This is a genomic window from Nocardiopsis oceanisediminis (assembly GCF_048595525.1).
GTDB classification, from domain to species: Bacteria; Actinomycetota; Actinomycetes; order Streptosporangiales; family Streptosporangiaceae; genus Nocardiopsis_A; species Nocardiopsis_A oceanisediminis.
This window is the reverse complement of record NZ_JAFMZJ010000001.1, coordinates 6501716-6526938: the sequence shown is the minus strand read 5'-3', so window position 1 is coordinate 6526938 and position 25223 is coordinate 6501716. Positions and strand designations below refer to the sequence as shown.

22 protein-coding genes are annotated in these 25223 nt (G+C 75.5%); 14 read left to right on the top strand and 8 right to left on the bottom strand.

Going from position 1 to position 25223, the window contains the following annotated elements; all coding sequences use genetic code 11:
- The first annotated feature begins 19 nt into the window (after window positions 1-19).
- Window positions 20-805: a hypothetical protein gene (locus J0910_RS28490; RefSeq protein ID WP_420161592.1), complete on the top strand. Its 786-nt coding sequence runs from the start codon at window positions 20-22 to the stop codon at window positions 803-805.
- Window positions 806-875: 70 nt separating this feature from the next.
- On the opposite strand, the gene radA is transcribed toward J0910_RS28490, so the two are convergent.
- Window positions 876-2270, bottom strand: coding sequence for a DNA repair protein RadA (radA, locus tag J0910_RS28485; protein WP_420161591.1), 1395 nt, complete (start codon window positions 2268-2270; stop codon window positions 876-878).
- A 228-nt stretch (window positions 2271-2498) separates the two neighbouring features.
- On the opposite strand from radA, the gene J0910_RS28480 reads away from it, so the two are divergent.
- On the top strand, window positions 2499-3452 hold the full coding sequence (locus J0910_RS28480) for an SGNH/GDSL hydrolase family protein (RefSeq protein WP_420161590.1): 954 nt from the start codon (window positions 2499-2501) through the stop codon (window positions 3450-3452).
- A 171-nt stretch (window positions 3453-3623) separates the two neighbouring features.
- Here the strand turns inward: J0910_RS28480 and J0910_RS28475 are convergent, their stop codons facing one another.
- Window positions 3624-4316 (bottom strand): hypothetical protein, encoded by a 693-nt coding sequence (locus tag J0910_RS28475; protein ID WP_420161589.1) that lies wholly within the window; start codon window positions 4314-4316, stop codon window positions 3624-3626.
- Window positions 4317-4474: 158 nt separating this feature from the next.
- Window positions 4475-5173 (bottom strand): class I SAM-dependent methyltransferase, encoded by a 699-nt coding sequence (locus J0910_RS28470; RefSeq protein ID WP_420161588.1) that lies wholly within the window; start codon window positions 5171-5173, stop codon window positions 4475-4477.
- 67 nt (window positions 5174-5240) lie between these two features.
- Between J0910_RS28470 and J0910_RS28465 the strand changes: the two genes are divergently transcribed.
- Entirely contained in the window at window positions 5241-6185 is a 945-nt protein-coding gene (locus tag J0910_RS28465) for a sugar phosphate isomerase/epimerase family protein (protein ID WP_420161587.1), read from the top strand.
- 55 nt (window positions 6186-6240) lie between these two features.
- On the opposite strand, the gene J0910_RS28460 is transcribed toward J0910_RS28465, so the two are convergent.
- Window positions 6241-7479: an MFS transporter gene (locus J0910_RS28460; protein ID WP_420161586.1), complete on the bottom strand. Its 1239-nt coding sequence runs from the start codon at window positions 7477-7479 to the stop codon at window positions 6241-6243.
- On the bottom strand, window positions 7476-9092 hold the full coding sequence (locus J0910_RS28455) for an oxidoreductase (protein WP_420161585.1): 1617 nt from the start codon (window positions 9090-9092) through the stop codon (window positions 7476-7478). The genes J0910_RS28460 and J0910_RS28455 overlap by 4 nt, the downstream gene beginning before the upstream one ends.
- 420 nt (window positions 9093-9512) lie before the next feature.
- Here J0910_RS28455 and J0910_RS28450 point away from each other — a divergent pair, with 420 nt between their 5' ends.
- The 10 genes from J0910_RS28450 (at window position 9513) to ccsB (ending at window position 21972) form a co-directional block, all read left to right on the top strand.
- A complete protein-coding gene (locus tag J0910_RS28450; protein ID WP_420161584.1) occupies window positions 9513-12872 on the top strand; it encodes an ATP-binding protein in 3360 nt (1119 codons plus the stop codon).
- A gap of 197 nt (window positions 12873-13069) precedes the next feature.
- Entirely contained in the window at window positions 13070-14002 is a 933-nt protein-coding gene (locus J0910_RS28445; protein ID WP_420161583.1) for a proline dehydrogenase family protein, read from the top strand.
- Between the two features lie 173 nt (window positions 14003-14175).
- Window positions 14176-14970, top strand: a complete 795-nt coding sequence (gene proC, locus J0910_RS28440; protein WP_420161582.1) for a pyrroline-5-carboxylate reductase — start codon at window positions 14176-14178, stop codon at window positions 14968-14970.
- A gap of 115 nt (window positions 14971-15085) precedes the next feature.
- Window positions 15086-16264 (top strand): acetoin utilization protein AcuC, encoded by a 1179-nt coding sequence (locus J0910_RS28435; protein WP_420161581.1) that lies wholly within the window; start codon window positions 15086-15088, stop codon window positions 16262-16264.
- Window positions 16265-16362: 98 nt separating this feature from the next.
- A complete protein-coding gene (locus J0910_RS28430; protein ID WP_420161580.1) occupies window positions 16363-17184 on the top strand; it encodes a phosphatase in 822 nt (273 codons plus the stop codon).
- Window positions 17185-17448: 264 nt separating this feature from the next.
- Window positions 17449-17652 carry a helix-turn-helix domain-containing protein gene (locus J0910_RS28425; protein WP_017593285.1) on the top strand — a complete coding sequence of 68 codons (204 nt, stop codon included), beginning with the start codon at window positions 17449-17451 and terminating at the stop codon, window positions 17650-17652.
- A gap of 162 nt (window positions 17653-17814) precedes the next feature.
- Window positions 17815-18438 (top strand): TlpA family protein disulfide reductase, encoded by a 624-nt coding sequence (locus J0910_RS28420; RefSeq protein WP_420161579.1) that lies wholly within the window; start codon window positions 17815-17817, stop codon window positions 18436-18438.
- The gene (locus tag J0910_RS28415; RefSeq protein ID WP_420161578.1) at window positions 18435-19241 is read left to right on the top strand and encodes a cytochrome c biogenesis CcdA family protein; all 807 of its coding nucleotides are present in this window, start codon (window positions 18435-18437) and stop codon (window positions 19239-19241) included. Before J0910_RS28420 ends, J0910_RS28415 begins: the two co-directional genes overlap by 4 nt.
- Window positions 19242-19245: 4 nt before the next feature.
- Window positions 19246-20877 carry a cytochrome c biogenesis protein ResB gene (gene resB, locus J0910_RS28410; protein ID WP_420161577.1) on the top strand — a complete coding sequence of 544 codons (1632 nt, stop codon included), beginning with the start codon at window positions 19246-19248 and terminating at the stop codon, window positions 20875-20877.
- 3 nt (window positions 20878-20880) lie between these two features.
- Complete coding sequence (ccsB, locus tag J0910_RS28405) at window positions 20881-21972, top strand: c-type cytochrome biogenesis protein CcsB (RefSeq protein ID WP_420161576.1); 1092 nt, start codon at window positions 20881-20883, stop codon at window positions 21970-21972.
- Between the two features lie 92 nt (window positions 21973-22064).
- On the opposite strand, the gene J0910_RS28400 is transcribed toward ccsB, so the two are convergent.
- Together J0910_RS28400 and J0910_RS28395 are read right to left on the bottom strand one after the other, a co-directional pair.
- Entirely contained in the window at window positions 22065-22418 is a 354-nt protein-coding gene (locus tag J0910_RS28400) for a PLD nuclease N-terminal domain-containing protein (RefSeq protein WP_420161575.1), read from the bottom strand.
- A gap of 123 nt (window positions 22419-22541) precedes the next feature.
- Window positions 22542-22742: a BldC family transcriptional regulator gene (locus J0910_RS28395; protein WP_026120317.1), complete on the bottom strand. Its 201-nt coding sequence runs from the start codon at window positions 22740-22742 to the stop codon at window positions 22542-22544.
- A 417-nt stretch (window positions 22743-23159) separates the two neighbouring features.
- Here J0910_RS28395 and J0910_RS28390 point away from each other — a divergent pair, with 417 nt between their 5' ends.
- Complete coding sequence (locus tag J0910_RS28390; RefSeq protein WP_420161574.1) at window positions 23160-23600, top strand: DUF4229 domain-containing protein; 441 nt, start codon at window positions 23160-23162, stop codon at window positions 23598-23600.
- A 273-nt stretch (window positions 23601-23873) separates the two neighbouring features.
- On the opposite strand, the gene J0910_RS28385 is transcribed toward J0910_RS28390, so the two are convergent.
- On the bottom strand, window positions 23874-25151 hold the full coding sequence (locus tag J0910_RS28385; RefSeq protein ID WP_420161573.1) for a hypothetical protein: 1278 nt from the start codon (window positions 25149-25151) through the stop codon (window positions 23874-23876).
- Window positions 25152-25223 lie beyond the last annotated feature (72 nt).

The following is a 25223-nucleotide window of genomic DNA, read 5'->3' as shown; positions in this document are numbered from 1 at the left end:
AACCCGGAATACTACGCGCATGGCGTCAAGTGCTGGACACCCGGGCCCGGTCAGCCCCGGGACGTATTGGAAGCGCAGGGTCTTCGTCCTCGTTGGTCTGCTGGCGATCGTGACGCTGATCGTCTACGCGTGCGGGCCGTCCTCCTCCGAGGAGGAGCCGACCGGCGCGTCCGCCCCCGCGGACCCCTCCGCCTCGCCGGACTCCGAGGACCCCACCAGTGTGCCACCCTCGGCCTCGCCCTCGCCCAGCCCCAGCGCCTCCCCCGAACCCGGTGAATCCGGCGAAGCGGGCTCCGGCGGCGGAGAAGGCGGTTCCGGCGGCGACGGCGGGAAGGACGAGGGGGAGAAGGGCGGCAAGGACTCCGGCTCCTCCTCTGAGGAGTTCCCGGCGCCGAAGAAGGCGAGCGACGCCTGCCGCCCCTCCGACGTGGTGCTGACCCTGGAGAGCGACCGCTCCGACTACGCCTGGGACGGCGAGCCGGAGCTGGAGATCTCCGCGGTGAACCTCGGCGAGCAGACCTGCACCGTGGACCTGGGCCCCGGCACCGTCGAGCTGCTCATCAAGTCCGGCGACGACCGGGTGTACTCCACCGCGGACTGCGCTGAGGCCGAGGACGCGGAGAAGGTCGAGCTGGAGCGCGGCGTCCCCGGGCGGACCACGGTCGAGTGGGACCGGACCCGCTCCTGGAAGGACTGCCGGGAGTCGAACCAGGAGGCCAAGCGGCCGGGCACCTACGTGGCCCAGCTCAAGGGCGACTACGCCTCGGGCAGCAAGAAGGAGCAGGCGGTCTTCCGGCTCAACTGACCCGCGGCGGCCGGGCCCCGCCGGAGCGCTCCGGCGGGGCCCGGCCGCCGTGCGGGAGGGGCGGCGCGGCTCAGGCGTCGTCCGCCGCGGGCGCGGCGGCCTTCTTCGCCCGGCGGCGCTTGCCGGGCAGGGCCAGGGCGAGGGCCTCGGCGACGTCGTCCACCCCGACCACCTCGATGCCGGGGACCGGCTCTTCGCTGTGCCGGGGCACGATGGCCCGGGTGAATCCGAGCCGCTGCGCCTCCATCAGCCGCCGCTCCACCCCGCTCACCGCGCGGACGTCTCCGGCCAGGCCGACCTCGCCGATCGCGATCAGCCCCCGGGGCAGCGCGACGTCCTTGGCGGAGCCGGCCACCGCCAGCGCCAGCGCCAGGTCGACCGAGGGCTCGCCCAGCCGCACCCCGCCCACCGTGGAGGCGTAGACGTCGGCGTTGGCGATGTGCACCCCGGCGCGCCGCTCCAGCACCGCCATCACCATGTTGACCCGGGCGGTGTCCAGCCCGGAGGTGGCCCGCCTGGGCTGCGGCAGGTTGGTCGGGGCGGCCAGCGCCTGCACCTCGGCGATGAGCGGCCGGCGGCCCTCCAGGGTGACCGTCACGCAGGTGCCGGGCACCGGCTCGTTGCGGCGGGTGAGGAAGAGCCCGCTGGGGTCGGGCAGGCCGATGATCCCGGAGTCGCTCAGCTCGAAGCAGCCGATCTCGTCGGTGGGGCCGTACCGGTTCTTCACCGCGCGCAGCATGCGCAGCTGGGAGTGGCGGTCGCCCTCGAACTGGAGCACCACGTCGACCAGGTGCTCCAGCATCCGGGGGCCGGCGATGGAGCCGTCCTTGGTGACGTGGCCGACCAGCACGGTGGCGATGTTGCGCTCCTTGGCGATCCGGATGAGCGCGCCGGCCACCTCGCGGACCTGGGTCACCCCGCCGGGCACCCCGGAGACCTCCGGGGCGGACATGGTCTGCACCGAGTCGACGATCAGCAGGGACGGCGCGACCGACTCCACGTGCGCGGCGACCGCGCCGACCGTGGTCTCCGCGGCGAGGAAGAGCTTGGGGGAGAGGGCGCCGAGCCGCTCGGCGCGCAGCCGCACCTGGCCGGTGGACTCCTCACCGGTGACGTAGAGCACCGGGCCGGCGTCGGCGCACATCGCGGCGACCTCCAGCAGCAGGGTCGACTTGCCCACGCCGGGCTCGCCGGCGAGCAGCATCACCCCGCCGGGCACCACGCCGCCGCCGAGCACCCGGTCCAGCTCGTCCAGGCCGGTGGGCGAGGCGTGCGCGGACTCCACGTCGATCTCGGTGATCGGCCGGGCCGAGGTGGCGACCCGGGTGGGGGTGATCGACGCCGAGGGCGCGCCGGCCTCCTCCACGGTGCCCCAGGACTGGCATTCACCGCAGCGGCCCACCCACTTGAGGGTGGTCCACCCGCATTCGGTGCACCGGAAGGAACTCTTCGCACTCTTGGCCATGCCAAGCACGCTAGCGCCCGGTGCGGACAGTCCGCACCGCGGACCGCGCGCCTGTGGACGGGGCCGGCCGAAGCGGGGCCGGCCTGGGTGTCCGCACGGCGCGCAGCCGCCCGATCGCCTAGAGTGGCGGAAACGCCGCTGACCGGAAACGGCCGCGCCGGTTGACGGGGTGTTACCCGCTGGTCACATTCAAGGCGGCAGGTCCGTCCGCACCGCGAGGAGAACCGCGTGTCGCTCGAATCCCCCGACGCACCCTCCGCCTCCGAGCCCCCCGCCCGCCCCGGATCCCGCGCCGCCCTCCGGATCGCCGCCGCCACCGCCGCCTTCGGCCTGGCCGGGGTGCTCGCCTCGGCGCCGGCCGCCGCCGAGGAGGCGGACCCGGCCGACCGCTACGTGGCCCTGGGCGACTCCTTCACCGCCGGCCCGTTCATCCCGGTGACCAGCGGAGATCCGCTGCTCTGCCTGAGGTCCACCAACAACTACCCGCAGCGGGTCGCCGAGGCGCTGGGCGCCGCGGACTTCACCGACGCCAGCTGCTCGGGCGCGGTCACCGAGCACATGACCGAACGGCAGGACCTCTCCCTCGGCCAGTCCAACGCGCCGCAGTTCGACGCGCTCACCCCGGACACCACCCTGGTCACCGTCGGCATCGGCGGCAACGACCTGGGCTTCGGCGAGGTGGTGCTGCGCTGCGCCGAGGAGAGCGTGACCGACCCGGGCGGCGACCCGTGCCGCCGCCACTACGAGCAGGACGACGGGAGCGACGAGCTGGCCGGCCGGATCCCGGAGACCGGGGAGAAGGTGGCCGCGGTGCTGGAGGGGATCCGCGAGCGCAGCCCGCGGGCGACCGTGGTGGTCGTGGGCTACCTGCAGCTGCTCCCGGAGAAGAAGGGGTGCTGGCCGGTGGTCCCGGTGGCCGAGGGCGACGTCGGCTACCTCGACTCGGTGCAGTCCGCGCTCAACGCCGAGCTGGAGGCGCGCGCCGCCGAGGCCGGCGCGGTCTTCGCCGACGTCTTCGAGCGCGGCCGGGACATGTGCGCCCCGGCCTCGGAGAAGTGGGTGGAGGGCATCTTCCCGACCCGCCCGGCCGCCCCGGTGCACCCGAACCGCTCCGGGATGGACGAGGTCGGCGACCGGGTCCTGGAGGCGCTGGGCGTCCGGGAGCACTCCCCGCAGGCCTGAGGGCGCCGGCGGGAGGGGGAGCGGTGGGCGCGGGGAGCACCCGGCCCGCCGGCCCCTGTCCCGATGATCTCGGCGTTGCGGGGGTATCAGGGCGCCCTGATACCCCCGCAACGCCGAGATCAACGGGGAAGTGGGACGGCGGCGCGCGGCCCGCCGCCCCGCGGTCCGGGATCAGCGGTCGCTGAAGGAGACCCCGCTGCCGTCGGCGGCGATCTCCACGCCGGCCGACTCCCCGCCGGAGGTCTCGCAGGAGATGCCGCTGGCCCCCGAGCTGACCAGCTTGTACTCGCCCATGTCGCAGAGGACCGCCTCCTCGCCGGTGTGGTGGCGGTACCGCTCCTCCAGGGCGTTCCGGGAGACCGGGAGCCGCCCGGTCTCGTACTCCACCGAGCCCTCGTCGTCGGTGACGGTCACCACGAACTCGGCCTCGTAGTCGGCGTAGCCGGCGGTGCAGGTGCCCTCGAAGCCGCTGCTCGCCTCCATCTCCTCGCAGGAGACCGAGGAGTCGGGGTCGTGCTCCATGGCGAACATGTTCACGAACCGGTTGATCTCGTACTCCACCGCCGCGGTGAAGTCGTCGCCGGAGGGGGCCGGGCCGAGGACGCTCTCGTCGAACCGGGGCTCCTCGGCGGGCACGGTGCCGGTGCGGAACTCGCCCTCCGGGGCCTCCGAGGCCGACGGGGAGGGCTCCGGGGCCTCGGTGGCCTGCTCCGCCGCGGAGGCGCCTCCGCGGCCGGGGGGCGGCTCCCCCTCCCGGACCGGGGCCGGGATGATCCCGCAGGCCCCGACGGCGAGCAGGGAGCCGGCGCAGACCGATGCGAGCACGGCGCGCCGGAGCGAAGATCTGCTGTTCAGGGGTTCCACGGTCTCCTCTTCCGCGCGGGGGATGAACAGGGGGGCGCACCGGGCGGAACCGGTGCCTGCCCGGTAGGACTCCGGAACCGGACGTCCGGTTCCGAACCGCCCGGAGCGGGCGCGGCGGCCCGCCGCCGGGCGGCGGCGCGGCGCCCCGGTCCGGGGGCTCAGTACTCGCGCCAGTGCAGGTCGACGGCGTAGTCGACCTCCAGGCCCGGGTGCTCGGCGATGATCTCGTCGGCCAGCCGGGCGGGGAACTCGATCCGCACCACCGCCTCGAAGTCCTCCCGCCGCTCGAACCGCCAGCGCATGTCCAGCGGCTCCCGGCGGAACCCCTGCGCCGCCCAGAACCGCCGCACGTCCTCCGGGTCGTAGCGGGGCAGGAACCGGCGGAACCAGCCGCCGAAGGTGCTCCGGGAGGCGTCGTTGTCGATGATGAACGCGACCCCGCCGCGCCGCATCACCCGGGAGAGCTCGCGCAGCCCCGGCTCGCAGCCGCGGCCGAAGAAGTAGGCCCAGCGCGCGTGCGCCACGTCCACCGACGCGTCGGGCAGCGGCAGCCGCTGGGCGACCCCGGTGCGCACCGAGACGTTGCCCAGCCCGGCGGCGCGTGCCCGCGCCGCGGCGGCGAGCTCGCCGTGCGGCTCCACCCCGGTCACCCGGTCCGCCTCGGCGGCGAAGGCGGGCAGGTGGAAGCCGGTGCCGCAGCCGATGTCCAGCACGTGCGCACCGGACGGCGGCCGGATCCGGTCCATGGCGGCCCGGATCACCCCGTCCGGGTCGACCGCGCGGTTCTCCAGCTCGTAGACCTGGGGACTGTTCCAGATGTTGGGGCTGGGAACCGCCCCGTCCAGCGCTGCTCTCACCCTGGGGACGGTAGCGGGAGCGGCATGCGCCGAGCCAATCCGCCCGGCACCGCATAGTCTTGTTCGGGTGAGCGCTATCGAGGTTCCCGACGCGCCCGTCGTCCTGTCCACCGCCTCGGTCTACCCGGAGAAGACTCCGGCCGCTTTCGAGATCGCCGCCGAGCTGGGCTACGACGGCATCGAGGTGCTGGTCTCCTCCGACCCGGTCAGCCAGGACGCCGAGATGCTGCGCAGGCTCTCCGACTACCACGGCATCCCGGTGACCGCGGTGCACTCCCCCTGCCTCATCTTCACCCAGCGGGTGTGGGGCAAGGACCCCTGGGAGAAGCTGGTCCGGTCCAAGGACATGGCCGAGGCGCTGGGCGCCACCGCCATCGTGGTCCACCCGGCCTTCCGCTGGCAGCGCGAGTACGCCAAGCAGTTCGAGGCCGGCGTCGCCCGGATGCAGGACGAGACCGACGTGGTCTTCGCGGTGGAGAACATGTACCCGGTGCGGATGGGCGACCGGGAGGTCGTGCCCTACGCCCCGAGCTGGAACCCGCTGGACCGCGACTACCCCGACGTCACCCTGGACCTCTCGCACACCGCGATGTCGGGGTCGGACGCCATGGACATGGCGCGGCGGCTCGGCGGCAGGCTCTCCCACGTGCACCTCGCCGACGGCTTCGGCGGGCAGAACTTCGACGAGCACCTGATCCCCGGCCGCGGCTCGCAGCCGGTCGCCGAGGTGCTGGAGCACCTGGCGGGCAACGGCTACGAGGGCCAGCTGGTGCTGGAGGTGAACACCCGCAAGGCCCCCGACCGGGAGGCGCGCAAGCTGGAGCTGGCCGAGGCGCTGGCCTTCACCCGGCTGCACTTCGCCGAGGTCCGCCGGCAGGGCGCGGGCGCCGGCGGCCCCGGGGAGGGGAGCGCCGACCGGCGGGAGCGGATCGCGCTGCGCCGCTCCGCGCCGCCGCCCCCGCCGCGCACCTTCACCGTCGACGCGGGCGGGACGGCCAAGGAGGGCGACTGACCCGGCGGCGGTGCGGTGGCCCCGGCGGCGCGGCCGCCGCGCCGGGCGGCCGGGCTCAGGCCTCCTCCGGGGAGGCCTCCGGGTCGGTGATGCGCACCGCCAGGAGCACCGCGAGGATGACCGCCGCACCGGCGGAGACCAGCAGGTAGGCGGTGCCGATGGAGAGCGCCTCCACCACCGGGCCGAGCACCAGCGGGGCCAGGAACTGCCCGGCGAAGGTCGCCGTGGTGACCAGGGCGGTGGCCCGCCCGCGCTGCGCGGCCGGGACGCCCCCGCCGACCAGGACGGTCAGCGCGGGTACCGCGATCCCCATGCCGAGGCCGAACAGCACCACCGCGGCCCACACCGGTACCGGGCCGCCGCCCAGCGCGAGCAGCGCGAACGAGGCGGTCCACAGCGCCGCGGCCAGCCGCAGCATCCAGCCGTAGCCCAGCCGCGCGCGCAACCGCGCGTACACCACCCCGACCAGGCCCATCGCCCCGGACCAGCTGACGGGGTAGACCGAGACCAGCGACGGGTGCGTCACGCCCAGCTCGGCCAGGAGCTGCGGCACGAACACCACCAGGGTGTACAGCATCATCGAGGTGGCCACGGTGAGCAGCAGGAAGCCGAGCACGGCCGGGGTCGGGCGGAACCGCGGCCCCCGGGTGCCGCGCGCGGGCGCCTCCGGCCGGGCGTCGGGCAGCAGCGCCAGCACGGCCAGCCCCAGCGGGACGCCGACCAGGTAGACCGCGAACGGCGCGTGCCAGGACAGGGCGCCCAGCGCGCCGCCGAGCAGCGGGCAGACCACCCCGCCGAAGCTCACCGCGGCGGACCGCCAGCCCATCGCGCGGTCCCGCAGCACGCCCCGGTAGAGCGAGAGCATGGCCACCGTGCTCGCGGCGAACACCGCCGCCGCACCCAGCCCGAACACCAGCCGGGTGGCGATCAGCAGCGGGTAGGAGCCGGCGAGCGCGCCGGCGCCGCCGGCCAGCCCGTAGAGGACCAGCCCGGCCCCCAGCGGGGTGCGGTACCCCCAGCGGTCCATCGCCCAGCCCACCGCCGGCGCGCTCACCGCGATCACCGCGGTGTGCGCGGTGACGACCATCCCGGCCTGGGTGGAGGTGAGGCCGAGGTCGCCGCGGAGCAGCTCCACGATCGGGGTGAGCACGCCGCCGGCCATCACGGTCAGGGTGGAGGCGAGCAGCAGCAGGGCCAGCGGAGCGGCCCGGACCCCGGGCGGCTCTTCCGGGGCGGGGCCGGCGGCCCCGGGGGCGGCCGGCCCCCGGGGCGCCGCGGCCGGGGCCGGGCTCATCGTCCGGCCCCGGAGGCCTGCAGGGCGTCCAGCCGCGGGTAGTCGGTGTAGCCCTGCTCGCCGCCGCCGTAGAAGGTGGCGGGGTCGGGGTCGTTGAACGGCCCGCCGGCCTTGACCCGGACGTCCAGGTCGGGGTTGGCCAGCCACTCGGAGCCGATGGTGATCGCGTCGGCCAGCCCCGCGGCGAGCGCCTCCGCCCCCGACTCGGTGGTCCGCGCCCCCGAGGCGGGGTCCGGGTGCGGGTTGAGCAGCAGCGCGTTCGGCCACGCGGCGCGCACCGCCTCGGTCACCTCGCGGTGCCCCTCCTCGGCGATGTGCAGGTAGGCCAGGTCGATCGGGGCCAGGGCGCGGGCCAGCTCCGGGTAGAGCTCGGCGGTGTCGCTCTCGGTGATCCCGTTGTTCGGCGTCCCCGGGCCGATGCGCATGCCGGTCCGCTCCGGGCCGATCGCCTCGGCCACCGCGGCGGCGACCTCGGCGGCGAACCGGATCCGGTTGGCCCGGCTCCCGCCGTAGCGGTCGGTGCGCCGGTTGGTCCCGTCCGCGAGGAACTGCTGGATCAGGTAGCCGTTGGAGCCGTGCAGCTCCACCCCGTCGAAGCCGGCGTCGATCGCGTTCCGGGACGCCTCGGTGAACTCGTCCACCACCTCCTCGATCTCCGCGGTGGCCAGGGCGCGCGGCACCGGGTGCTCCAGCAGCCCGTCCGGGGTGTAGAGGCGCTCGCCGGAGGCGATCGCGGAGGGCGCCACCGGCAGCCCGCCGTCCGGGTAGAGCACCGGGTGCCCGATCCGGCCGGAGTGCATGATCTGCGCGAAGATCCGCCCGCCGGCGGCGTGCACCGCCCCGGTCACCTCGCGCCAGGCGGCCACCTGGTCGGCGGAGTGCAGACCCGGGGTGTCGATGTAGCCCTGGCCGCGCACGCTGGGCTGGATGCCCTCGGCGATGATCAGCCCCGCCGCGGCGCGCTGGGCGTAGTACTCGGCGGTGGCCGGGCCGACGATCCCGCGAGGGGCGCGGGAGCGGGTCATCGGGGCCATCAGCAGGCGGTTGGGCAGCTTCAGGGCGCCGACGGAGACGGGCTCGAAGTATCCGGTCATGGTTCTTTCGTCCTCACAGGTCGTGGCGGTGTCGGAGAGGAAGTGCAGGGGGCGGGGGAGGCCGCCGGGGAGCGCGCCGGAGCGGGGCACCCGGGCGCCGGCGGCGCGCAGCACCGCGCGCAGCCGGGCCCGGACGCCCCCGCCGGCCGGTTCCGCCCCGGCGCCGATGACGGCGGCGGGCGTCCCGGTGAGCACCCCGCCGAACGGGTAGCCGGCCCAGTCGAGCGCGGAGAGCAGCCGGGGCGGCGGCGGACCGCCGTCCTCGGCCGCGCTGATCAGCAGCGCGTCGGCGGCGGCCACCGCCCGGTAGAGCTCCCGGACCAGCCGCGGCGGCACCGGGCCGTCGGCGGACCGGCACTCGGGCAGGTCGGCGCAGAGCGGGAAGCGCGCGGTCCGCGCGGAGCCGGAGAGCCGCTCCTCGGCGGTGCGCAGCACCGCCAGGTCGGCCGAGCCGGTCCGCCCGTCCGCGGGGATCCCCAGGACGAGCGGGAGTCGGCCCGGCGTGCGGTCCACTCCCATCGCGGTGCCTCCTTCCGGTCCTCGGCGGCCCTTCTCGGCCGCTGCACCGAGCATCGGCCCCGCCCCTCGCCGGACCCTCACCGCCGACTCACCGCCCGCTCACCACCGGGCCGTCCCCGCGCCGCCTCTGCCCGCCCCGTCCGTTCGGGCCCCTGCCCCGCGGGGCGGCGAGCTCGGGCGATCGACTCGGCCCGGTTCCCTCCTCGGCCGCTGCCGTCCGTGCGAACCCCTGCCCTGCGGGGCGCCGCGCCCGGGTGAGGTGCTGAGCCCCGTCCCCTCCTTCGCCGCCGCCGCTCGAACCCCTGCTCCGTGGGGCGCGGGTCCCGGTGGACGCCGGGAGCCGGGTTCCGGGCTGTCCGGAGAGGCCCCTGGAGGGGCTTCTCGCGGGGCGGGGGAGGGGCGTCGTCTAGCGTTGGCGGCATGAGATTCGGAGTGCTCGGCCCGCTGGAGGTCAGGACCGATGCCGGGGCGGAGGTCGCCGTCCCGGGGGCGAAGGTCCGGGCGCTGCTCGCGGCGCTCCTGGTGGCCGACGGCGAACCGGTCTCCGCCGACCGGCTCCTGGAGGAGGTGTGGGAGGGGGACCCGCCGTCCCGCGGCGCCGCGGCGCTGCAGACCGCCGCCTCCCGGCTGCGGCGGGCGCTGGACGCGGCCGAGCCCGGCGCGCGGGCCCTGGTGGAGTCCGGGCCGTCCGGCTACCGGCTGCGCGCCCCGGAGGAGGCGGTCGACGCGGCGGGGTTCGCCGCGCTGCTCGCCCGCGCCCGGACCGCGCCGGCGCCGGGCGAGGCGGCCGCGCTGCTGGACGAGGCCCTGCAGCTGTGGCGCGGCCCCGCCCTGGCCGACCACGCCGACGCCGCCTTCGCCGCCCCCGCGATCGCCCGGCTGGAGGAGCAGCGGGCGGCCGCGCTGGAGCAGCGCGCCGAGGCGCGGCTGGCCGCCGGCGAGCACGCGTCGCTCGTCGGCGAGCTCGGCGAGCTGGTCTCCCGGTACCCGCTCCGCGAGCGGCTCCGCGCCGCGCACATGCGCGCCCTCTACCGGGCCGGGCGGCAGGCGGAGGCGCTGGAGAGCTTCCGCTCCTTCCGCGCCCTGCTCGCCGAGGAGATCGGCGTCGACCCGGGCCCCGAGCTGGAGCGGCTGCACACCGCGATCCTCACCGGGGACGCGCCCCGGCCCGCCCGGGCGGACCCGTGGCGCGAGCCCGGCCCCCCGCCCGGCGGGGAGGGGCCCCGCCCCGGCGCGGGCCAGGACCCGGCCGGCCCCCCGGACGGCGCCCCCGGCAACCTCCCGGCGCCGCTGGTCGAGGCGGTCGGCCGGGAGAAGGCGGTCGCCGAGGTCGGCGCGGCGCTCGCCGACGGCCGGCTGGCCACCCTGACCGGGCCCGGCGGGGTGGGCAAGACGACCCTGGCGGTGGCCGCCGCGGGAGCCGTCCGGGAGCGCTTCCCCGACGGGGTCTGGTTCGCCGAGCTGACCGCCCGCGACGCCTGCCACTGCGACGTCGAGGACATCGCCCAGTTCGTCGCGGCCACCGTCGGGCTCCGCGAGGACGTGGAGGAGCGCGGCGGCGCCGCGGCCCGGCCGCGCGCGGTCAGCGACCGGCTGGTGCGCGCGCTCCGCGGCAAGGAGGCCCTGATCCTGCTGGACAACTGCGAGCAGGTGGTGGAGTCGGTCGCCGGCCTGGCCGCGGTCCTGCTGCGCGGCGCTCCCGGCCTGCGGCTCCTGGCCACCAGCAGGGAGCCGCTGGGGGTGCCCGGCGAGGTGCTCCACCCGGTGCGGCCGCTGGAGCCGCCGGCCCCGGACGCCCCGCACGACCCGGAGCGGCTGCTCGACTCCCCGGCGGTGCGGATGTTCGCCGGCCGCGCCGCCGCCGCGGTCCCCGGGTTCACCGTCCACGCGGGCAACGCCGCCGCCGTCGCGGCGATCTGCACCCGGCTGGACGGCCTCCCGCTGGCGCTGGAACTGGCCGCGGCCCGGCTGCGCGCGATGGACGTGGCCGAGCTCGCCGACCGGATCGGCGACCGGTTCCGGCTGCTCGCCGCGCCCGGGCGCGGCGGCGGCACGGCCCGGCACCGCACGCTGCGCGCGGTGATCGACTGGAGCTGGGAGCTGCTCGGCGCCGGCGAGCGCACCGTGCTGTCCCGGGTCTCGGTGCACGCCGGCGGGTTCCCGCTGGCCGCGGCCGAGGCGGTCTGCTCCGGCGGCCCGGTCGCGGAGGGCGAGGTCTGGGAGGTGCTGGCGCGGCTGGTCGACCGGTCGCTGGTGGTCGCCGAACCGGGGCAGGGCGGCACCCGCTACCGGCTGCTGGAGAGCGTCGCGGCCTACGGCTGGGAGCGGCTGGAGGAGGACGGCGCCGCCGATCGGGTGCTCGGGCTGCACGTCGGGCACTGGACCCGGTTCGCCGAGCGGAACGCGGGCCGACTGCGCGGCCCGGAGCAGGCCGCGGCGCTGGCCGCGCTGGACGCCGAGCGCGCCAACCTGCGCCTGGCGCTGGAGCGGGCGGCCGCCCGGAGCGACGCGGAGTCGGCGCTCCGCCTCGCCGGAGCGCTGGGCCGCTACTGGTACCTGCGCGGCCGCAACGGCGAGGCGCAGCGGTCGCTCCGGATCGCGCTGGGGGTGGACGGCGCCGCGCCGCCGCAGGTCAGGGCCCGAGCCCGGATGTGGTTCGCCGCGATGGAGTACCTCCAGGGGCGCCCGGTCGAGGCGGGTGAGGAGGCCCGCGCGGTCCTGGAGGCCTACGGGCGGATGGACGACCCGGCCGGGCTCGCCGAGGCGCAGGCGCTCTTCGCGATGCTGCTCTCCGCGGCGCGCGGCACGGGCACGGGGTTCCCTTCGGCGATCGCGCTCACCGAGGCGGCCCAGGCCGCGTTCCGCCGCTCGGGCGACGACTGGGGCCTGGCCCTGGCGCTGCACGCGCGCGGCTGGGAGGAGCTGCGCCGCAGCGACCTCGGCGCGGCGCGCGAGGACGCGGAGGAGAGCCTGGAGCTGTTCCGCCGGGCCGGCGACCCGTGGGGCGAGGCGCGCGCCGCCGACCTGCTCGGGGTGCTGGCCGGGATCGCCGGCGACCACGAGGGCGCGGCCCGGCTGCACCGCAGCGCCCAGCGGCTGGCCGAGGAGATCGGGCTCTGGCCGCAGGCCGCGGAGGAGGTGGTCCGGCTCGGCCGGGTCGCGCTGGCCGTCCGGGACTACGCCGAGGCCGAGCGGCTGCACGCCGAGGCGCTCGCCCGGGCCGGGGGCGACCACTTCACCGGCCTGGTGACGATGGCCCGCGGCGGTCTGGGCATGACCGCGCGCCGCCGCGGCGACCTGGACCGGGCCGAGCGGGAGCTGACCGCCGTCCTGGAGGTGCACGAGGCCGAGGGGTACGCGGCGGGCCGGGCGTCGCTCCTGGCCGAGCTGGGCTTCACCGCGGAGCAGCGCGGCGACGCGGCCGCCGCCCGCCGGCTGCACCTGCGGGGGCTGGCGGCGTCCTGGGAGGCGCACGACCCGCGGGCGGTCGCCCAGGCGCTGGAAGGCCTCGCCGGCGCGGACGCGCTGGACGGCGCCGGGGAGGGCGGAACCGCCCGCTCCGCCCGCGGCGCCCGGCTGCTCGGCGCCGCGGCGGCCGCCCGGGACGCGGCCGGCGCCCCGCAGCCGGAGGCCGAGCGGTTCGACGTCGACCGGATCGGCACCGCCCTCCGCGCCCTGCTCGGCGAGGACCGCTTCACCGCGGAGTTCACCGCCGGCGCCGGCACCCCGCTGGAGAAGGCCTCGGCCGAGGCGGAGGCCGAGCGGCCCCCGGAGGGGTGAGCCGGCGGGCCCGAGCCCGCCGGCGCCGCCCGCTCCGGGGAGCCGGGGACGGGGTCGCGCCTCCGGCCCCCGGAGGCGGTACCGCCGGACAGCGGGCGCCGGAGGACGTCGCGCGACTCTGCGCGGGGGCCGGGACAGGGCGGGGGAGCCGACGTAGGCTCGGGGGAGGCCTGGGCGGCGGAATGCAGGGAGCCGGGATGGTGCTTCGGAACGCGTTGCTGGCGGCGTCGGGGAGCGGGCGGCTGCGGTCGGCCGCCGAGCGGAGCGCGGCCGCCCGCGGGATGGTGCGCCGCTTCATCGCCGGGGAGGAGCCCGGGGACGCCGTCCGCGCCGTCGGCGAACTGGCCGGGAAAGGACTGCTGGCCACCGTGGACCGGCTGGGGGAGGACGTCGGCCACCCCGCCGGCGCGGAGGAGGCGGTCCGCGGCTACCTGGGGCTGCTGGAGCGCCTGGACGACGCCGGGCTGACCGGCGCCGCCGAGGTGTCGGTGAAGCCCAGCGCGGTCGGGCTCGGCCTGGGCCCGGAGGGCGCGGCCCTGGCCCGGAGCGGGCTGGACCGGATCTGCGCCGCGGCCGCCGAGGCCGGCACCACGGTCACCCTGGACATGGAGGACGAGTCCGCGGTGCAGCCCACCCTGGACCTCCTGCGCGAGCTGCGCGGGCGCCACCCCTCGCTGGGCGTCGCCGTCCAGAGCCAGCTGCGCCGCACCGAGGAGGACGTGCGCGCCCTGGCCGCGCAGCGGGTCCGGGTCCGCCTGGTCAAGGGGGCCTACGCGGCCGGGCCGCCCGGCGCGTTCACCGCCCGCCGCGACGTGGACGCCTCCTATGTCCGCTGCCTGCGCACCCTGATGGCGGGCGACGGCTACCCGATGGTCGCCACGCACGACCCCCGGCTGATCGGCATCGCCCGCACCCTGGCCGCCCGGTACGGCCGGGACCGGAAGGGCTACGAGCTGCAGATGATCTACGGCGCCCGCCCCGACGAGCAGCTCCGGCTGGCGGCCGCCGGGGAGCGGATGCGGATCTACCTCCCCTACGGCCGGGACTGGTACGGCTACCTGCTGCGCCGCCTGGCCGAGCGCCCCGCCAACGTCGTCTTCGCGGCCCGCTCCCTGGCCACCCGCGGCTGACCCGCCCACCCTCCGTTGATCTTGGACTTATCGACCGGTCCCGGCCCGCGGCCCGGTACCGGTGAGCGTTCCTCGGCCGGTCGATAAGTCCAAGATCAACGTGGAGGGGGGAGACGGGGTCCACTCCGCTCCGTGACCGCTATAACGTGGAAAGGGTTCGAAGGGGTGGATGCATGATCGCGATCATCGGCGCGGGCAAGATGGGCGAGGCGCTGCTCGCCGGGCTGCTGGCCACCGGGCACGACCCGGCCGACGTCCTGGTGACCGAGCCGCGCGAGGAGCACGCGGCCGAGCTGCGCGAGCGCTACGGGGTCGAGACGGCCGGCGCCGCCGAGGCGGCGCGCCGGGCGCGGACCCTGCTGCTCGCGATCAAACCGCAGGACATGGTGGAGCTGCTCGACGCCGTCGCACCGCACCTGGGCGAGGGGCGGCTGGTGGTGTCGGTCGCCGCCGGGATCACCACCTCGGTGCTGGAGAAGCACCTCGGCGACGGCGTCGCGGTGGTGCGCGCGATGCCGAACACGCCCGCACTGGTCGGCAAGGGCATGACCGCGGTCGCCGCGGGCCGCACCACCACCGCCGAGCAGATGGACCACGCCGAGCGGCTGCTCAGCGCGGTCGGCGAGGTGGTCCGGGTGGACGAGAGGCACATGGACACCGTCACCGCGATCTCCGGCAGCGGGCCCGCCTACTTCTACTTCATCGCCGAGACGATGATCGAGGCCGGCGTGGCCATGGGCATGCCGCGCGCCACCGCGCAGCGGCTCGTCGACCAGACCATCGCCGGCGCCTCGGCGATGCTGAACGAGTCCGGCGAGCACCCGGTGGTGCTGCGCGAGGCGGTCACCTCGCCCGGCGGGACCACCGCCGCCGCGGTGCGCGAGCTGGAGCGGCACGGGGTGCGCACCGCGTTCACCGACGCGATCGAGGCCGCCCGGGACCGGAGCAGGGCGCTCTCCGAGGGCTGAGCCGGCCGCGCCCGGATCCGGGACCTCCCGTCGGCGCGGCGGATCCGGGTGTGCTTGAGTTGAACGTGTCGCACCGCACACGCCCCTGACCGATCGGACCCCTCCGGGAGAGCGCATGGCCTGCTCGCTGCACGTCGCCTGGGACGACGGGCTGACCGCGTACGACTTCGGGCCGGAGCACCCGCTGAACCCGGTCCGGGTGGAGCTGACCATGGCGCTCGCCCGCGAGACGGGCGTGCTGGACGCGCCCGGCGTCGCGTTCACCCCGGTCGAGCCGGCCTCCGACGAGCTGCTCAAGCTGATCCACGAGCCGTCCTACATCGAGGCGGTCAAGAAGGCCGGGCAGACCCTGGAACCGGACGAGGCGTACTACCTCGGCACCCCGGACAACCCCGTCTTCCCGAACATGCACGACGCGGCCGCGCTGGTCTCCGGGGCGTCGGTGGCCGCCGCCCGCGCGGTGTGGAGCGGGGCGGCCCCGCACGCGGTGAACATCGCCGGCGGCCTGCACCACGCCATGCCCGGCCACGCCTGGGGGTTCTGCGTCTACAACGACGCCTCGCTGGCCATCGCCTGGCTGCTGGAGCAGGGCGCCAAGCGGGTCGCCTACGTCGACGTGGACGTGCACCACGGCGACGGCGTGCAGGCGATGTTCTACGACGACCCGCGGGTGATGACGATCAGCCTGCACGAGTCGCCGCTCACCCTGTTCCCCGGCACCGGCCGCCCGGCCGAGACCGGCGGGCCCGGCGCCGAGGGCTACTCGGTCAACGTCGCCCTCCCGGCCGGCACCGACGACGCCCGGTGGCTGCGCGCCTTCGACGCGATCGTCCCGCCGCTGCTCCGCGAGTTCCAGCCGGAGGTGCTGGTCACCCAGCACGGCGCGGACGCGCACGCGCTCGACCCGCTGGCCCACCTGATGCTCAGCATGGACGGGCAGCGCCGGATCGGCGCCGAGCTGCACCGGCTGGCCCAGGAGACCGCGGGCGGCCGCTGGGTGGTGCTCGGCGGCGGCGGCTACGAGCTGGTGCAGGTCGTCCCTAGGGCCTGGACGCACCTGCTGGCGGAGGCGTGCGGCGCGGAGCTCGACCCGGAGGCCGCCACCCCCGACGCCTGGCGGCGCTTCGTCCGGGAGCGCACCGACGACGTCCCGCCGCTGTACATGACCGACGGGCGCACCGCCGAGTTCACCCCCTTCGAGGCCGGGTTCGACCCGGCGGACCCGGTGGACCAGGCCATCCAGGCCACCCGGCGCGCGGTCTTCCCCAGCCAGGGCATCGACCCCAGCCTGTGACGGCGAACCGGGCGCCGGAGCGGTTAACCGGCCCGGGATCGGGGGCAGGGACGAGGAAAGCGCATGAGCGGCCGAGAGGCCGGGAAGGGGGAGCACGGGTGACGCCGCCTTCACGGAGCGAGCTGATCGCGCACCTGGTGCGCACCGGTATCGCCGGACACGTGAACACGCCCAGGCAGGGCAACCTCCGGCACTACCGCCGACTCGCCGAGGGCGACCCGTACCACCGGTTCGGCCTCTCCTTCGACCGGGACTGGACCTACTCCGAGGTGCTGGCGCTGATGGCGAAGCGCTGCGGCGTGGTCGCCGACCCCGAGCACACCTCCGGCGTGGACACCATCGACCCGGACCGCACCGTCGACGCGCTGGAGGCGCTGGCGGACCGGATGGCGCGGGCCGCCCGCGGCGCCGAGCGGATCATGTTCGCCACCGGCCACCCGATCAACCTGCACGCCACCTACCGCGCCTGGAAGGAGGCGCTGGTGCGGGCCGGCTGCACGGTGGTCACCGGCGGCGCCGGGTACGCCTACGAGGTGGAGGCCGGCTCGGCGCAGGGCCGCCGGACGCTGGTCTGGGACGAGGGGATCGGCCTGGTCACCGACGCGGCCGGCGGTCCGCGGCACAGCCACCACCCGTTCGCGATGGAGGCCGCGCTGGAGGACCTGGAGCGGCGCGGCGAGCCGTGGCCGCAGCTGGTCATCGCCGACCACGGGTTCGCCGGTGCCGCCGGCGAGGCGGGCCTGTCCGTGGTCGGGTTCGCCGACTGCAACGATCCGGCACTCTTCCTCGGCGAGGACGAAGGAAAACTGCACGCCACGGTGCCGCTGGACGACGGTTACAGCACCGAGGACTACCGGCCGCTGTCGGAGTACGTGCTGGACCGCGCCGGGCTCGCCCCGGGCGGCGGCGACGCAGGGTGACCGGGGCGCCTTTTTATACCCACCCCCTAAACCTCACGGGACCCGCCTCCCCCGTGTAGCTGCAGGGACAGCAAAACCGGGCTTTCAATGGCGTGACCCCGGATCTACCCTGAAAACGGACGTGTCAGCAGTTACGTCAACGACACCCGGGGCGGTGGTGGGGCCGGGCGGAGCGGGGCGGGGCCCCGTGCCGCCGGTCGACGCCCCGGTGGGCAAGAGGCCAGGGAAACCACGCGCACGTCCGGAAGCGAGGGCGTTCCGAACATGAACGGGAGTAAGGCTCCACTGGAAGAGGTCAGGTTCCTGACCGTGGCCGAGGTCGCCACGATCATGCGCGTCTCCAAGATGACCGTGTACCGGATGGTCCACTCGGGTGTGCTTCCCGCGATCCGGGTGGGGCGCTCGTACCGGGTGCCGGAGCGGGCCGTGCACGACTACCTCCGAGAGGCGTTCGTCGAGGCCGGCTAGGACCCGGCGGGCCCACCGGTTCATCCGAGGGGCGGTGCCTCCCCCCGCTCACCGCCCTCGGGTGGGTCTTCGTGCGGGCCGGGGAAGGGAACGCGAGGGCATCTACTACACTTTGTCGTCGTTGACATAGTGCCCACCTCACCTGTGCGTTTCGAGGTTCAGATGCCCTCTCCCAGTACCGGTGCGCGCCGTCGCGCCGGGCGGTTCGCCGCTGCGGCGACCGCGCTGACCGCGGCAGCGGCGCTCGGGGGATGCGCCGCCGACCCCGCGCAGACCGAGAACGCCGGCTCGGAGAACCGCTACGTCTCCGGCGACGGGTCCAGCACCGTCTTCGAGGCGGGCGAGCGGACCCGGGCCCCCGAGGTCTCCGGGAAGACGCTCGACGGCGAGGACGTCGCCCTCGCCGACTACCGGGGCGGCGTCCTGGTGCTCAATTTCTGGGCCAGCTGGTGCGGCCCGTGCCGGTCGGAGACGCCGGTGCTGAACGAGGTCCACGGCGAGTTCGAGGACCAGGGGGTCGACTTCCTCGGCGTCAACATCAAGGACGACGAGACCGCCGCCCTCGCCTTCGAGAAGAAGCAGAAGGTGGCCTACCCCAGCCTCTACGACCAGCCGGGCGAGGTCGCCCAGGCGTTCCGGGACACGGTGCCGCCCCAGGCCATCCCCTCCACGCTGGTGATCGACCGGGACGGCGCCATCGCCGCCCGGGTCATCGGCGAGACCGATTACGACCAGCTCACCGGGCTGGTTGAGCAGGTCGTCGCCGAGGACGCTGATACGGAATGATCGCCGAAACCGTCCTGCAGGGCTCGCTGCTGCTCGCCGTGCCGCTGGCGGTCGCCGCAGGCCTGGTCTCCTTCCTCTCGCCCTGCGTGCTCCCGCTGGTCCCCGGCTACCTGTCGTACGTGACCGGCCTGTCCGGCGCGGACATCGCGGCCCGCAACCGGGCGGCCGCCGAGACCCGCGCCGAGGGCGGCACGGTGCGCACCCTCGACCAGGAGCTGGAGACCCGGCGGTGGACCATGCTCGCCGGGAGCCTGCTCTTCATCGCCGGGTTCACCTTCGTCTTCGTGGCGGTGGGCGCCTTCGTCGGCGGGATCGGCGGGCTGCTGCTCGACTACGCCGACCCGATCACCCGGGTGCTCGGCGTGCTGACCATCGTGCTCGGCCTGGCCTTCATGGGCGTGCTCCCCGGGCTCGACCGGCAGTTCCGGATCCACCGGACGCCCGCGGCCGGCCTGCTCGGCGCCCCGCTGCTCGGCATCCTGTTCGGGCTGGGCTGGACGCCGTGCATCGGCCCGACCCTGGCCGCGGTGCAGACCCTGGCCTTCACCGAGGGCAGCGCCGCGCGCGGGGCGCTCCTCTCCTTCTTCTACTGCGTCGGCCTGGGCGCGCCGTTCGTCGCCGCCTCGCTGCTGTACCGCAAGGCGCTGGGCGCGTTCGGCTGGGTGAAGCGGCACTACCGGGCGATCACGATGATCGGCGGCCTGATGCTGGTCGCCCTCGGGCTGCTGCTGGTCACCGGGGTGTGGACGCAGATCACGGCGGTCATGCAGGGATGGACCGACGGCTTTGCGACGGTGATCTAGGACCATGGCGACCTCCACCGGAAGCACCGGGACCGCGCCCGGCAAGGGCCCCGAGGACGCGCCCGCCCCGGGCCGGCTCTCCCCGATCGGCTGGGCGCGCTGGGCCTGGCGGATCCTCACCTCGATGCGGACCGCGCTCATCCTGCTGTTCCTGCTGGCCGTCGGGGCGATCCCCGGGTCGATGCTGCCGCAGCGCGTGGTCAACCCGGACGAGGTCCGGGCCTACTACACCGAGAACCCGGACCTGGCCCCCTGGCTGGACCGGTTCTACCTGTTCGACGTCTACTCCTCGCCCTGGTACGCGGCGATCTTCCTGCTGCTGTTCACCTCGCTGATCGGCTGCGTGATCCCGCGGGCCGCCGCGCACTACCGGCTGATGCGCTCCCGGCCGCCCAAGACGCCGCGGAACCTCGGCCGGATGCCCTACTCGGCGCGGTTCACCACCGACGCCTCCCCGGAGCGGGCGCTGGACGAGGGCGCGAAGCTGCTCAAGCGGTACCGGACCGACCGGCACGCCGACTCGGTCTCCGGGGAGTCCGGCTACCTGCGCGAGACCGGCAACGTGCTGTTCCACGTCGCCCTGCTGGGGCTGCTGGTCGCACTGGCCGCCGGCTACGTCTTCGGCTACCGGGGCAACATGCTGGTGGTGGAGGGCGACTCGTTCGCCAACACGCTCCCCTCCTACGACGCCTTCCACCCCGGTGCGGCGGTCGACGGCGAAGGGCTGGAGCCGTTCTCCTTCACGGTGGAGGACTTCCGGGCCCGGTTCCTGGAGGAGGGCGCCTTCGCCGGGCAGGCCGACTCCTTCGAGGCCGACCTCACCTACCGGGACGAGCCCGGCGCGGAGGAGCAGGAGCACCTGCTCCGGGTCAACCACCCGCTCTCGGTGGCCGGGGTCCAGGTGTACCTGCTCGGCCACGGCTACGCGCCGGAGTTCGAGGTGGTCGACGGCGAGGGCGACGTGGTCTTCGACCAGCCGGTGCCGTTCCTGCCGCGGGACCAGGACCCCGGCTTCACCTCCGACGGGGTGGTGAAGGCGCCCGACGCGCTCCCCGAGGGCCTCGGGTTCAGCGGGGTGTTCCTGCCGACCCCGGGGGAGAGCCGGGAGGACCCGGACGAGCTCGTCTCCACCTTCCCCGACGCCACCGACCCCACGGTGGTGCTCACCGCCTACGAGGGCGACCTGGGCATGAACGAGCCCCAGTCGGTGTACCAGCTCTACACCTCGCGGATGGAGAAGCTCGGCGAGTCGGAGCCGATGCGGCCCGGCGACTCCTGGGAGCTGCCGGACGGCGCCGGGACCCTGAAGTTCAAGGGCTACAAGGAGTTCGTCAGCCTGCAGATGACGCACAACCCCGGCCGGGTGCCGGCGCTGCTCTTCTCCTCGCTGGCGGTGCTCGGCCTGCTCGGCACCCTGTTCGTCCGGCCGCGGCGGGCCTGGGTGCGCGCCACCGCCGGGGAGGACGGGCGTACCGTGGTCGAGGTGGCCGGCCTGGGCAAGACCGAATCGGCCGCCAACAGCCAGGAGTTCCACCGCATCGCGACCGGACTGAGGGACACGCTGCGCCGCACCGGCGGCGCGGAGCGCACCGGCGGCGGGCCGGGCGGCGAGGGCACGAGAGAGTCGGAGGAGTAGCCGGTGGTGTACGAGCTCGCCGCGGAGGCGGCGGTGGACGAGGGGATGGCCGCGTTCAGCGACGGCCTGATCATCGCGATGATCGTGGCCTACGCGATCGCCCTGTTCCTGTTCGCCCTGGAGGCCGCCTACGGCCGGCGCAAGGCGCTGGCGCCGGGCCGGATGGACCCGGTCGGCGCGACCGCCGGCGCCGGGCCCGGCGCGAAGGGGGCGGGCGGGGCGGCCCCTGCGGCGGCCGGCGGCTCCTCCACGGTCGACCTGGACGCCGAGGAGGAGGCGGCCGCGGGCGGCGGCGACGGCATCGAGGTGAGCGTGCGCGGCGCCGGGCCGCGCCCCTCGGCCGCGCGCAACGGCCTCGGCCTGGTGGCGCTGGTCGTGACGGTCCTCGGCTTCCTGCTCAACCTGGGACAGATCGCCACCCGCGGCCTGGCGGCGGACCGCTGGCCGTGGGGCAACATGTTCGAGTTCGTGGTGGCGATCTGCCTGTGCTCGGTGGGCGCCTTCCTGTACGCGGCGTTCCGCTACAAGGCCCGCTACCTGGGCACCTTCGTACTGCTCCCGGTGGTGCTGCTGCTGGGCATCGCGGTCCGCTGGCTGTACAGCGAGGCCGGCCCGGTCATCCCGGCGCTGCACTCCTACTGGATCGCCATCCACGTCTCCGCCGCGATCATCGCCACCGGCGCGTTCATGGTCTCCGGGGCGGCCGGCATCACCTACCTGATCGCGCACCGCAGCGAGATGAAGCGCGCCGCGGGCGAGAAGGTGGCCGGCATCGCGGCCAAGCTGCCCGCGCCGGAGCTGCTGGACCGGGTCTCGCACCGGTTCATCGTGATCGCCTTCCCGCTCTGGACCTTCGCGATCATCGCCGGCGCCATCTGGGCGGACGAGGCCTGGGGCCGGTTCTGGGGCTGGGACCCCAAGGAGGTCTGGTCCTTCATCACCTGGGTGGTGTACGCGGCCTACCTGCACGCCCGGGCCACCGCGGGCTGGCGCGGAACCCGGACCGCCTGGATCGGGGTGGCCGGCTTCGCCTGCCTGATGTTCAACTTCTTCGCGGTGAACTACCTGTTCAGCGGCTTGCACAGCTACGCCTGAGCCCGCACCCGCGCAGACGCGAGGGGCCGCCCCGATCCATCGGGGCGGCCCCTCGCGCCGTCCGGCCGCCCCCGCGGGTGCGGCCGGGCCGGCTAGTCCTCCTCGGGACGGATCCGCCGGTTCAGATCGCGCAGGAACTCCGGGTCGTCCTCGGGGCCGATCGGCGTCGGGTTCCCGGGGGACGCGGTGATGTCGGACGGGTCGATGTGCTCGAAGGAGGGCACACCCTGCGCCGGCGGCGCCGCCGCGGGAGGGGCCGCGACGCGCGGCCGGCCGAGGAAGAGCCAGAGCAGCGGACCGACCGGGGTGAAGACGACGATCGCGATCAGCCACAGCAGCTTGGGAAGCGTCCGGACCTCTTCAGCCGGAGTGGTGAGCGCGTCGAAGAACGCGTACACCCACAGCACGATCGACAGGAGCGTGATTAGGCCAGCGAGCCACACCATGCTTCAAGCCTATCCGCGATCCGCCGTGTCCGTGCGGGGGAGCAGGGTGTCGAGCGCAGGCGGGATCGCGCGGACGGGCATGGCCGCGCCGGGGGTGCGGTGTACGGGGGGACCGGGCCCGGGTCAGGGGGTCGGTTCGGTCGGTTCCCCGTGCAGCAGTGCGCGGACTTCGGACTCACGGAACCGGCGGTGCCCGCCGGGCGTTCTGATGCTGCTGATTCGGCCGGAGGCCGCCCATCTGGTCACCGTCTTGGGGTCCACCCGGAAGAGGGACGCTACCTCTCCGGGGGTGAGTAGACGTTCGCTTCCTCTTTCCACCTTCACAATCCCCCTTCGGGCCCGCCGGAGACGTTGTGGGGGAGGCGGGCGTTAGGTCCCCTAGTGTGCACGAGTAAGTCCGTTTCATCCCTAGTTTTCGTAAAAACCATCCGGGTCGGGGGAAGAGTGCGTGATATGTGATTGGAACGTGACCTTCGGCGTCGGCTGTCGTTTTCAAGACGTCCGATCATCCGCGCACCGGCCTCCCGCGCCCGGCGCCCGACCGCGGGCGCGCCCTTGCGGCAGGGGTGCGCGGCGGTCCCGCGGGACCGCCCTTACCCTTGTTGAAGGGCGGCCCGGCCACCGGCCGGACCTGCGTCGACGCCTCCGAGGGCACCCGGGCCGCCGTGTGCGGGCCGGGCGGGACGAAGGAGCCGCCGCACCCACGATAGTGAAATGGACCACCCGTTGTGAGGCAGTTTCATGCGTAGCGTCCTCGCTTACACCTCCGCCCGCCTTCTGCTCTTCGCCGTGGCCTACGGCGTCCTGTACCTTCTGGGCGCCCGCGGCTTCCTCGCGATCGCGCTGGCCTTCCTGATCAGCGGCCTGGTCAGCTACGTCCTGCTGTCCAAGCAGCGGGACGCGATGTCGGTGCACGTGGCCGGCGGGATGGACCGGATGCGCGGGATGGGCCGCCGGCTGGAGTCGGGCGCCTCGCACGAGGACGGCGCCCAGCGCCCCGGCGCCGCCCCGGCCGCCCCGACCCCGCTCAAGGACCTGGGCGCCGAGGCCTCCGCCGAGGGGGCCGCGAGCGCCGGGGAGACGGAGGGCGCCGAGGGCGCGAAGCGCGCCGAGGGGGCGGAGGAGGGCGCCGGGGAGGAGCCCTCCGCCGGCCGGAGCGTCGGCGCCTCCTCCCGGGACTGACCCGGGCCCGCCTCCGCGCCGATCCGGGACTCCGCTGGAATTCCGGGTCGGCGCGGCCGCGTCCGGGCCCTCTCCGGCGCCGCCTCCGGCCCGCCCTCCCGGAGCCGGCCCCGCCCCTCAGATGGTTGACGGGAAAAGGCGGTGAGCGCAGAAGAACACCCCACTCCCCTGCCCTTCCTCCGATGATCTTGACGCTGCGGGCCTATCAGAGCGCTCTGATAGGCCCGCAACGTCAAGATCATCGTCTGAGGCGGGCTTCTCCCAGCAACGATCTCAGGAGGGCAGCGGGAACATCCCGATCCGGTCCCGGCGCTCGCCGCCCAGCCGGGTGGTGTCGCTGCCCACGTAGAGGCCGTCCTCGGTGGCGGTGAGCGCCTCCACCCCGTGCCCGCGGGCCCGCCCCGGGTTCCACGGCAGCGCCTTCCCGGTCTCCGGGTCGACCGCGGCGATCCCCTCCCGCGGCACCGCGCCCGGACCGGCGTCCCCCCGGCCCTCCGGGTTGTCCATCCAGCGCTGGTGGCCGCCGACGTAGACGGCGGCCCCGGTGGCCGCCACCGCGTACAGCGAGTCGCCCCCGGTGCGGTTCACCCAGGTCGGCTCGGACCCGGCCGCCCCGTCGCTCTCCCACCGGGCGACCGCCTTGCACAGCCCCGGCTTCGGATCCGGGCCGCCGGTGGCGGCCACCGCGAAGTAGGAGCCGTCCGGGGCGAAGTCGATCTGCCGGATGTAGGTGTGCATCCGGGAGTGGTCGCACGGTGCCGCGTAGGCCTCGGTCGACCAGTCGGCGAGCCGCGCGGGCGAGGCGGCCGTGTCGACCATCGCGATCTGCGGCCGCGGCTCGCCGTCCACCCGGGTGAAGGTGCCGCCCGCGACCAGCCGCCGGCCGTCCGGGCTCAGCGCCATGTCCTGCACCCGCAGCGTGCCCCGGCGGGGTTCGGCGATCCGCACCGCGAACGAGGGGTCGGCGGCGCCGGTGCCGGCGTCCACCCGGGCCAGGCCGGGGCCGGAGGAGCCGCCCGCCGAGCGGAACGAGCCGGCCAGGTAGAGCGAGCCGCCGTGCCGGGCCAGCCGGTAGACGCTCCCGCCGTCCAGCCGGGCGTCGAACCCCGGGCGCAGCCGGCCGCCGCTGGTGAGCAGCGCGGCGCCGCGCCGCTCCGCCCCGTTCACCTCGGTGAACGAGCCGCCGATGAACACCCCGCCGTCCGCGGCGGCCAGGCTCGCCACGGTGCCGTCCACCTCCGGGGCGAAGTCGAGGATCCGCCCGGTGCCGTGCTCGAAGGCGAACACGCCGCTCCGGTGCAGGGTGCGCGAGCGGTCCGGAGGGCTCACCCGCTCGAAGGAGCCGGCCGCGTAGACGGTCCCGCCGACCCGGACGATCGACTTCACCGCCCCGTCCAGCACGTGCGGGGTCCAGTCGGCGGGGTCCCGGCCGACCACCGCGGGGTGGCCGAGGGGGCCGGCCGCGGCGGGCCGCTCGGCGGTGTGCAGCGCGGCGGCGAGGGCGAGCGCGCCGAGCGCGGCGAGCGCCCGGTGCCGGCGGGTCGGCGGCACGCGGCCACCTCCTCGGGGAGATCGTTTCCTGGTGCGGTCGGTCGGTTACGTACCGTAACGCCTCCCCGGTCG